Source organism: Dryocola clanedunensis (assembly GCF_038405435.1).
GTDB lineage: Bacteria > Pseudomonadota > Gammaproteobacteria > Enterobacterales > Enterobacteriaceae > Dryocola > Dryocola clanedunensis_A.
Map to the genome: position 1 here is coordinate 1 of NZ_JBBYHZ010000023.1, position 7,530 is coordinate 7,530.

Annotated in this window: 13 protein-coding genes and 1 pseudogene; 8 read left to right on the plus strand and 6 right to left on the minus strand. The window is 48.9% G+C overall.

Features of this window, described 5'->3' with window-relative positions; genetic code table 11:
- From AAE045_RS22735 to AAE045_RS22760, 6 genes and pseudogenes are all read right to left on the minus strand, one after another.
- Window positions 1–242, minus strand: a pseudogene (locus AAE045_RS22735) (hypothetical protein); the annotation flags it as partial.
- Between the two features lie 107 nt (window positions 243–349).
- A complete protein-coding gene (locus tag AAE045_RS22740; RefSeq protein ID WP_455549609.1) occupies window positions 350–610 on the minus strand; it encodes a hypothetical protein in 261 nt (86 codons plus the stop codon).
- A gap of 2 nt (window positions 611–612) precedes the next feature.
- Window positions 613–909 carry a hypothetical protein gene (locus AAE045_RS22745; protein ID WP_455549610.1) on the minus strand — a complete coding sequence of 99 codons (297 nt, stop codon included), beginning with the start codon at window positions 907–909 and terminating at the stop codon, window positions 613–615.
- A 33-nt stretch (window positions 910–942) separates the two neighbouring features.
- On the minus strand, window positions 943–1,143 hold the full coding sequence (locus AAE045_RS22750; protein WP_455549611.1) for a hypothetical protein: 201 nt from the start codon (window positions 1,141–1,143) through the stop codon (window positions 943–945).
- A gap of 3 nt (window positions 1,144–1,146) precedes the next feature.
- Complete coding sequence (locus AAE045_RS22755) at window positions 1,147–1,404, minus strand: transcriptional antitermination N peptide (protein WP_455549612.1); 258 nt, start codon at window positions 1,402–1,404, stop codon at window positions 1,147–1,149.
- A 410-nt stretch (window positions 1,405–1,814) separates the two neighbouring features.
- Window positions 1,815–2,567, minus strand: coding sequence for a S24 family peptidase (locus AAE045_RS22760; RefSeq protein ID WP_455549613.1), 753 nt, complete (start codon window positions 2,565–2,567; stop codon window positions 1,815–1,817).
- A gap of 117 nt (window positions 2,568–2,684) precedes the next feature.
- Here AAE045_RS22760 and AAE045_RS22765 point away from each other — a divergent pair, with 117 nt between their 5' ends.
- The 8 genes from AAE045_RS22765 to AAE045_RS22800 form a co-directional block, all read left to right on the plus strand.
- Window positions 2,685–2,918, plus strand: a complete 234-nt coding sequence (locus AAE045_RS22765; protein ID WP_455549614.1) for a transcriptional regulator — start codon at window positions 2,685–2,687, stop codon at window positions 2,916–2,918.
- A gap of 113 nt (window positions 2,919–3,031) precedes the next feature.
- A complete protein-coding gene (locus AAE045_RS22770; protein WP_455549615.1) occupies window positions 3,032–3,325 on the plus strand; it encodes a CII family transcriptional regulator in 294 nt (97 codons plus the stop codon).
- Between the two features lie 2 nt (window positions 3,326–3,327).
- A complete protein-coding gene (locus AAE045_RS22775; protein WP_455549616.1) occupies window positions 3,328–3,825 on the plus strand; it encodes an HNH endonuclease in 498 nt (165 codons plus the stop codon).
- Between the two features lie 121 nt (window positions 3,826–3,946).
- Window positions 3,947–4,942 (plus strand): replication protein, encoded by a 996-nt coding sequence (locus AAE045_RS22780; RefSeq protein WP_455549617.1) that lies wholly within the window; start codon window positions 3,947–3,949, stop codon window positions 4,940–4,942.
- Window positions 4,939–5,643 (plus strand): replication protein P, encoded by a 705-nt coding sequence (locus AAE045_RS22785; RefSeq protein ID WP_455549618.1) that lies wholly within the window; start codon window positions 4,939–4,941, stop codon window positions 5,641–5,643. Before AAE045_RS22780 ends, AAE045_RS22785 begins: the two co-directional genes overlap by 4 nt.
- Before the next feature lie 359 nt (window positions 5,644–6,002).
- Window positions 6,003–6,758 (plus strand): hypothetical protein, encoded by a 756-nt coding sequence (locus AAE045_RS22790; RefSeq protein ID WP_455549619.1) that lies wholly within the window; start codon window positions 6,003–6,005, stop codon window positions 6,756–6,758.
- Window positions 6,759–6,800: 42 nt separating this feature from the next.
- Entirely contained in the window at window positions 6,801–7,271 is a 471-nt protein-coding gene (locus tag AAE045_RS22795; RefSeq protein WP_455549620.1) for a hypothetical protein, read from the plus strand.
- A partial coding sequence (locus AAE045_RS22800; RefSeq protein ID WP_455549621.1) for a hypothetical protein occupies window positions 7,268–7,530 on the plus strand: 263 nt, incomplete at its 3' end. The genes AAE045_RS22795 and AAE045_RS22800, both read left to right, overlap by 4 nt.

The following is a 7,530-nucleotide window of genomic DNA, read 5'->3' on the forward strand; positions in this document are numbered from 1 at the left end:
TCACGATTAACGGACTCAATCTGTGCCTTGGCTTTTGCAAGTTCTGCTTCTTGTCGCGCCTTCTCTTTGGATAGATAGGATTCAACTGGCGTGTCGTGCAGGCTCTTTGCGATGAATCGCTCACCACCGGGTATCTCGTCGCCCTGTGCAGTAACAAAGACTTCTTGAACGATGGTTTCTTGATTATTCAGTGCGCCGACGATCACAACTTTGCGTCCGTCTGACAGGAATTTGGTTTCCATGCTTTTCTCCAGGCAAAAAGAAGCCCGCACGGTGGCGGGCAATCGGAACAACGAGGGCTTTCAGTATCTGTTCTCAGGGAAAGCTGAAAGCAGATACGGAAGGGGGGTTAAACATCTTCTAATGCGTAATCACAAATCATCTCGCAACTACCAGGATCGCCTTCTTCGCGTGGGCGCAATCCGACCTGCTGTGACTCCTGCTTAATCTCACCCCAGAAAACCTGCTCGACTTCATCAGCCCATCCGTCAGCCGCCTCGCCACGGTAATAATCAATTGCTTCCTCGGCAGCGGTTTTGGCTTCCTCTGCTGTTGGATATGTTTCAAATCCATTATCAGGGTCGTACATGAAAAATTGCTGCTTCGTCATATCTATTCTCCTGTAGCCTTGCTGATAGCGGCGATTAACTGAGCCAGCAAGCATTCGGTAGGGTTCATTGAGTCCGCTTTAGGCTCATATCCTGCTGCGTAAAACTGGTTGCGGGCACGTTGACATGCCTCCAGCAAACTGAGGTATTTCTCAGCGCAATCACGGCTCATGAAGTCCTCAACAGGACGGGATGGGCCAGATTTATTGCTGTATAATGTGAAGAACTGCGCATCTTCGTCTTTCTCTACACGCTCGCAGTTTCCGTCTACTTCTCTCACGCCACTAATAAATAAACTCATCATTCACTCCAATCTGCGTAAAAAAGGCCGCGACTAGGCGACCTTTAATTCGACATCTTTGATTAATTTGAAAACGCTCTGCCCGCCAATACAATCCTCTCGACCACAACGATTTCCATTTATGTGCTTCATCAATGCGCTGCCATCTTTCCACGCATGAGTAACTTCCAGATGAGTGCCGTCCATGCATTCATAAATCTGACCAACCTTTTTAATCGGATATGCACTTTTCATGCTTCACCTCGCTGTAATGTTCTCTGACTTACGATGCCCTGCCTGAAATATCGCAACCTGCGGTATGCATATGCTGCCCGTTGTATCTTCTTTAGGCTGACGCAATCCCGGTAAGCTGAGAGCCTTACAGATGCGCTCTGAGCCTTCACCAGACAGCTTTGCGAATGCCCGGTTAATCTTTCCTGCGTAATTTCCTGCATCAATCTGCTGAGCTGCTTTTCTGGCGTTGTACTCAGCCATACGGCGTTGATTTCTGTTCATGGGTATTCCTCAGTGAGTGCTTTGGTGCAGGCGCCGGAACCTATTTCAATTTCCGGATTTCAATCGGCTTCTCAGTTCGGCCCGTGTGTATATGGGCCTAAGCTCCACCGAACGCCTGCCCGAAGCACTCGCTTCGGCCTGTGTATTCACAGGGCTAAATTATTAAAGAAGCAGCCGGTCATCCTGACTGGCGCGGTCATCTTCCTGATCCGCTGTCGATGTGTTGTCTCGATGGAGTTAATTTATCTCAAAGATAAAGAATGGTAAATAGCAAAATGATAAATAATATGCGCGGAATGTTGTATTTAATGATAAATATATGATTGGTATAGATAAAATAATTTATCATTTTTGGTTGGGGCGTAAAAAAACCAGCTCAAGGCTGGTTTCTTAGTATCCGGGGGAGGGGATTAGCCCAGGCGGGAGTAGGCCATCTGCCATTTACCAACGATAAAGCCCTCTATGTGGAAGGTGCTTTCGTTGTCAGCATTAATTTCCCAGCGGTCATATTTTGCATTGTCACTGATAACCACGATTTTATCCTTCAGCATTTGTAGGCGCTTGATGTGGGACGCGTCACCATATGTGAAAGCATAAATACCATCGCTGCGGAAATGCCTGACAGTAACATCAATCACAACCAGCTCACCCGGGTCAATCGTGCCGATCATACTATCGCCGTCAGCAGTCGTCAGCTTAAGTGAGGTGGCAGGCCGTCCGCCAAACATCCTTTTGGCGTATTCGGGATCAACCTCAATTGATTGAATTATGTCAGGGTATTCCGTGTTCACTCGACCACCTCCACAGCTATGCTGGGTATCCAACAATTCTAATCTGTATGGATGATCAGTATAGTTTCTAGAGCGGTTTTGCAAGTTAAATGAGTTATCGGGGCCAGTGTCTTTACCGTTCCCGCCTTTAAACTCCAAAGAAACATCACTGTGCGGCACGTCCAACCATCCGCGAAGCAGGCCTAGATTCGTCTCTACACGCCTCGCAATGATGTCACCCACGTTGCGTGAGGCATTAGGGCTAATCAGCTGGCTAAGTTGCGACGCAGGGAGGCCAATCGCATCCGCGAACTGTGCTTTTGTCTTTCCCTCGCGGATGTAAGCATCCATCAAGGTGCGCAAATTATTGCGTCTGAAGTCTTTAGTTTCCATCCCCAGATACTCCCACGCGTTAGCAATTTGATAAATACCCAAATTGATAAATTCGCATTGTTATTAATTTATCTTTGAGATAAACTTGATTTATCTTTTACAAAGAAGGTAAACACTATGAGCAACGATTTACTCCGATGGCGCAAATCTGCCGACAAGGACGAGTGGGCTGCTCTGGCTCAACTTGTTGGCACATCTGTAGGTTACATGAACCTGATCGCCTATGGCGTTCGCCGCGCTTCACCTGACCGTGCTGAAGCTATTGAAAAAGGCACAAAAATAATTGGTAAGCATACACCAGTAACGAAAGAAAGCCTGGTCTTCATCAAGACTCGCGAAGACGCAGCATAAGCATTACCGCTCTTTATCAATCTGCTCTCCCTTGGAACACCAGGGAAAACCAAAGTGGCATATTCACACGGTATGCACACGTAACTACTTATACAACAAGGGAAGTATGACAAATGGACACTACAACCACCCGCAATAAAGCCCGCGCAATTGAAAGCAAGCTATTGAGCAAGATAGCTATTCGCGGGGCAGGGAACATCGCTGAATCAATCGGCGTTGATAAGTCGCAAATCACCCGTTGGAAAGAGTCGCTACTGCCTCGCATGTCGATGCTGTTGGCTGTTCTGGAATGGGGAGTTGAAGACGATGAGCTGGCGGATCTGGCTAAGAAGGTTGCCAGGATGCTGACTGATAAAAATAAAACAAAGCCGGGACATGGCAGGCAGCAAGAAATAATGGAGTGTTAATTATGGGTAAAGATAGGTTTTCCGAATATTTCATGTACGACGAAGCATCTCCTTCGCTGCTAATAAACTTAACAAACCGAGGTTCAGCAAGGGCTGGGCAACCTACTGGCGCATCTAGTAACAATGAGGGATATCTCCAAACAAGATTGAATGGGAAAGCATGCAAAACGCACCGAATTATCTGGGAATTGCATTACGGAGAAATCCCGGCGGGGCAGGAGATTGATCATATTAATGGCGCTCGCCACGACAACAGAATTGCGAACCTACGGCTAGCAACAAGATCCCAGAATAATCAAAACCGTTCAAAGCATAAAAATGGAAGCAGAAATCTTCCAAAGGGAATCATGGCTCATCGACAGGTTAAAAATTATTACATTGCGAGGATTACGGTCGATGGGATCACTTACTCCAAAAGCTCAGCTGATGTTGATGCGCTGACTGATTGGATAATTAAAAAAAGGAAGGAATTACATGGTGAATTTGGAAAGACGTATTGAGAAAAAGAAAAACCCCTAAGAACGGCGAATCCTTAGAGGCTTAGTGCAATTCAATGGACTCAAATCACAGGAGAAATTATGCCAGGAATAACTGGATATGTAAACAGTGGAGGGGGAGGCGATGTCTACTGCTGAACTCTTTGATTTTAACGCTGCACGAAAGCGCAGGAGCAACAGGATGGAGAACCAGAAGAATGGTTACATCCCGTTGTACCGGAGCGTCAAGAAGCAACCATGGGCAAAAGATGTTTATCTCAGAACGCTCTGGGAGAACATTTTGCTCGACGCAGCCAGGCAACCATTCGTAGCCAACTTTAAAGGGCATACATGGCGACTGGAAACCGGACAACTGGTAACGACCTCCGCTGATCTTGGCCTGGCTCTCTGCGACAGAAACGGGGAGCCAACAAGTCGCCATGCAGTTGAAAGGATGCTTACTGTATTTGAGAAAGAAGGGATGATTTCAGTTCATGCTGAAAGGAGAAAAGGGACGCTAATCACCGTTCTGAATTACTCTGAATATGCTGAAAAAACACCCACTTTACCCGCGCATAACTCCGCGCATAAGCCCGAGCATAACGAAGCCAGTGGTGGCGCAGCCTCAGAGGCGTACCCCGCGCATAAGCCCGAGCATAAAGCCGCGCATCATGAACAAGAAGGTAATAACAATAATAAAAACCTTTCTTCGTCCCGGAATTCTGACGAATCCCGAAACGATGCCACCGAGAAGTTCTTGTCTCGTCACCCAGAAGCTGCTGATGGGGTTTATTCGCCATCTGGGAAACTCTGGGGTGATGCAGACGATTTCAAAGCTGCTCAGTGGTTGTTTGCCCGCATAGCCCTGCTAGACCCTTCGACACCTGAGCCGAGTTGGGCTGACTGGTCAAACACCGTTCGACTCATGCGGCAGCAGGACAATCGCAGTCACCATGAGATTTGTGATCTCTTCAAGTGGGCGAACAAACATCACTTCTGGGCAGCAAACATCCTCAGCCCTACAAGTCTGCGTAAGCAGTGGCAGAAACTCACAGCGCAACGGAAGCAGGAAGGTGCCGCACCTACACCTATCAAATCCGAATCCTGGAATACGCGCGAAGCATGGCAGGAGTTCATATGAGAAATCTGACGAGCATTATCGCCAACCGTGACGGCGGTGCGCTGGCAAGCATGGCAGGCGCTAACCCTGAGCCAGTGAGCATCGTTAACGAAAACGCTGAGAAGCTGGTAGACGCGCTTTTTCAGAACCTGAAGCAAGTATTCCCGGCTGCGGTATCGACAGTGTTTCGTAACCCGGCAGACGAAGCCGCGGCTAAACGTCAGTGGATCGCCGCATTCGCTGAGAACGGTATCAGGAGTCGTGAGCAGCTATCGGCTGGTATGCAGCATGCCCGAGCCAGTGAGTCGGCATTCTGGCCTTCGCCCGGGCAATTCATCGCATGGTGCAAGCAGGGGATTATCAAGGCTAACGGCTTACCTGACCTGGACGAGCTTTACCGCATGGTCATGAAGTACAGCCGTGACCGTGGGTATTACAGTTCGGCAGAAGCTTATCCATGGGAATCGCCAGCCTGTTTCTGGATGGTGACCGCGCTGTACAACCAAATGCGCTCACAGAACCTCACAGAGGCTGAGCTGCGGAAGCGCTGCGGTACAGAGCTGAAAAACATGTCGCGCCGCATTGAGGCCGGGGAGGCCATACCGGCACCAGTTGTGCAAATTCCAAAACTGCATATTCCTGTAAGCAACGAGAAGGGGCTGGATAAGATTGCTGAAATTCGGTCAAAACTCGGCCTGAAGAAGCGAGGAACCCATGACTAACGAAATAGAAACAACCCTGCCATACAAAATCTGGACGGTCATCGAAAGCCACCCTGGCTGCAACATGCAGTTTATAGCTCGACAGCTCGGCATGGACACGAGAGAGATATCTTCCCCGATCACTAAGCTCTGCCATGCTGAAAAGTTGGAGCGGAAAGGTGTTCGCGGGAAGGGCGTCTATTCCATCAAGCGAGGTGCCAGGCCGCCGAACAAGTACGGCCGTGGAACATATCAGCCGAAGGACTTTGTAGGCGAGATGACTTACGTCACATCGCACGACGGCAACACTATCTTCGAAGAATGCCGCCAGAACTGGCCAGGCTACCGGCTTAATCAGTATTTGCGAGAGGTGAGGAGCAATGATTCATTATCACGGCGGTCCCATTACTCCTGATACATGCGCAATTCGAGCTTGGAAAGGGAGACACGCTTTTATCTCGTTTGCTCATTCCGGCCAAATTAATCTTGCATCTGAATTCTGCCAATCGTTCGCCTTGGACAATGGCGCGTTCACGGCATGGAAAGCAGCTGGCAGAAACAAAATCGACTGGAGTGATTATTACGAGTTTGTCGCGCGCTGGAAGAATCACCCTGGCTTTGACTTTGCAATCATCCCCGATGTGATTGACGGCGGCGAGACTGAAAACGATGCGTTGCTGCTTGAGTGGCCACACGGCAAGTTCTTCGGTGTACCGGTCTGGCACATGAACGAGAGTGACGATCGCTTTATCCGCCTCTGCAATAACTTCCCCCGCGTGGCAATCGGTAGTTGCGGCGATTATGACGTGAAGCGGCCTAATCTCGCAGTAGCCCGAATGAAAGACCTTATCCGGCATGTCACTGACGATTACGGCCAACCCACTTCCAAACTGCACGGCCTTCGCATGCTTAACCCTCTTATTTTTACCAAGTTGCCACTGGCCAGCGCCGACAGCACCAACGTTGCACGGAACATCGGCATCGACAAAGCGTGGAAGGGTGCTTATGCCCCAGCCAGCAAAGAGACTCGCGCCGCGCTAATGGTTGAGCGGATCGAATCGCATAACAGCCCTAGTTCTCTCGATTACTGCGAGGAAAGGGACAGGTTCAACATGCAACTGCAACTAGCTGTTTAACAGGCTCGCTAATATCGCGGGCCTTAATTTTATGGAGGATTTATGAAGATTACAGATGACGATTTTTTGAAGGCAATATGGAAATCAGTAGCCGAGCATCTGCCATACGCGGCAACTCACAACTACTTTGGCGGTAAGCGCGGGTTGGTGCCTAACGACTGGTTTTATGTTCGCTACTCGACTCACATATGCACTGCTCGCCGCAGTAACCGCATTGACCTACCTATTGGCAACGCTGCATCAATGAACCGGATTAGAAAGCTAATCGCACAAGGCCTTTTGTGTGCCGAAAAACACAAACCTGGCGATGCATTCTATTTCTGGCTACCTGATTCACTAAACAAACCTGCATTTGAGCTAACTCTTTCCATGTTGGAATCATACGGCATTACGAAAGAGTCAGTGGACGGCTTTGGTTTTGATGTTGTGGCAAGAAAGATAACGAATAGCCTGATGTCTAGGTTTGGCGATTTGCCAAAGCAGATATTCGAAAGCAAATCGGAGGCGGCATGACCGCTGAAACACTAAAGGTTGATGGCCTTGAGAAGGGAAAGCTCTATGTCATTGAAGCAGAAGAACCATGGGTAAGTGGAAACTTAGCTGAGTATCACTCGTCCTATCCGAGGGGTTGCGACGGTGAACCATTACACAACATGATTTTTATGGACTCGCTGGGCGATTTGGAAATGACCATTAGGCTAAGCGATGAAATTGTTGCAGCTGCACCGGAGGGAAGTCAGCTCGGAGAGACCATACCCCGCGCACTACTGGA

Bases quoted from the DNA above. Each gene is read 5' to 3' on its own strand.
- AAE045_RS22760 (WP_455549613.1), bottom strand. From the start codon at position 2,567: ATGGAAACTAAAGACTTCAGACGCAATAATTTGCGCACCTTGATGGAT.
- AAE045_RS22785 (WP_455549618.1), top strand. From the start codon at position 4,939: ATGAGAAATCTGACGAGCATTATCGCCAACCGTGACGGCGGTGCGCTG.
- AAE045_RS22755 (WP_455549612.1), bottom strand. From the start codon at position 1,404: ATGAACAGAAATCAACGCCGTATGGCTGAGTACAACGCCAGAAAAGCA.
- AAE045_RS22795 (WP_455549620.1), top strand. From the start codon at position 6,801: ATGAAGATTACAGATGACGATTTTTTGAAGGCAATATGGAAATCAGTA.
- AAE045_RS22765 (WP_455549614.1), top strand. From the start codon at position 2,685: ATGAGCAACGATTTACTCCGATGGCGCAAATCTGCCGACAAGGACGAG.
- AAE045_RS22780 (WP_455549617.1), top strand. From the start codon at position 3,947: ATGTCTACTGCTGAACTCTTTGATTTTAACGCTGCACGAAAGCGCAGG.
- AAE045_RS22790 (WP_455549619.1), top strand. From the start codon at position 6,003: ATGATTCATTATCACGGCGGTCCCATTACTCCTGATACATGCGCAATT.
- AAE045_RS22740 (WP_455549609.1), bottom strand. From the start codon at position 610: ATGACGAAGCAGCAATTTTTCATGTACGACCCTGATAATGGATTTGAA.
- AAE045_RS22775 (WP_455549616.1), top strand. From the start codon at position 3,328: ATGGGTAAAGATAGGTTTTCCGAATATTTCATGTACGACGAAGCATCT.
- AAE045_RS22745 (WP_455549610.1), bottom strand. From the start codon at position 909: ATGAGTTTATTTATTAGTGGCGTGAGAGAAGTAGACGGAAACTGCGAG.
- AAE045_RS22770 (WP_455549615.1), top strand. From the start codon at position 3,032: ATGGACACTACAACCACCCGCAATAAAGCCCGCGCAATTGAAAGCAAG.
- AAE045_RS22750 (WP_455549611.1), bottom strand. From the start codon at position 1,143: ATGAAAAGTGCATATCCGATTAAAAAGGTTGGTCAGATTTATGAATGC.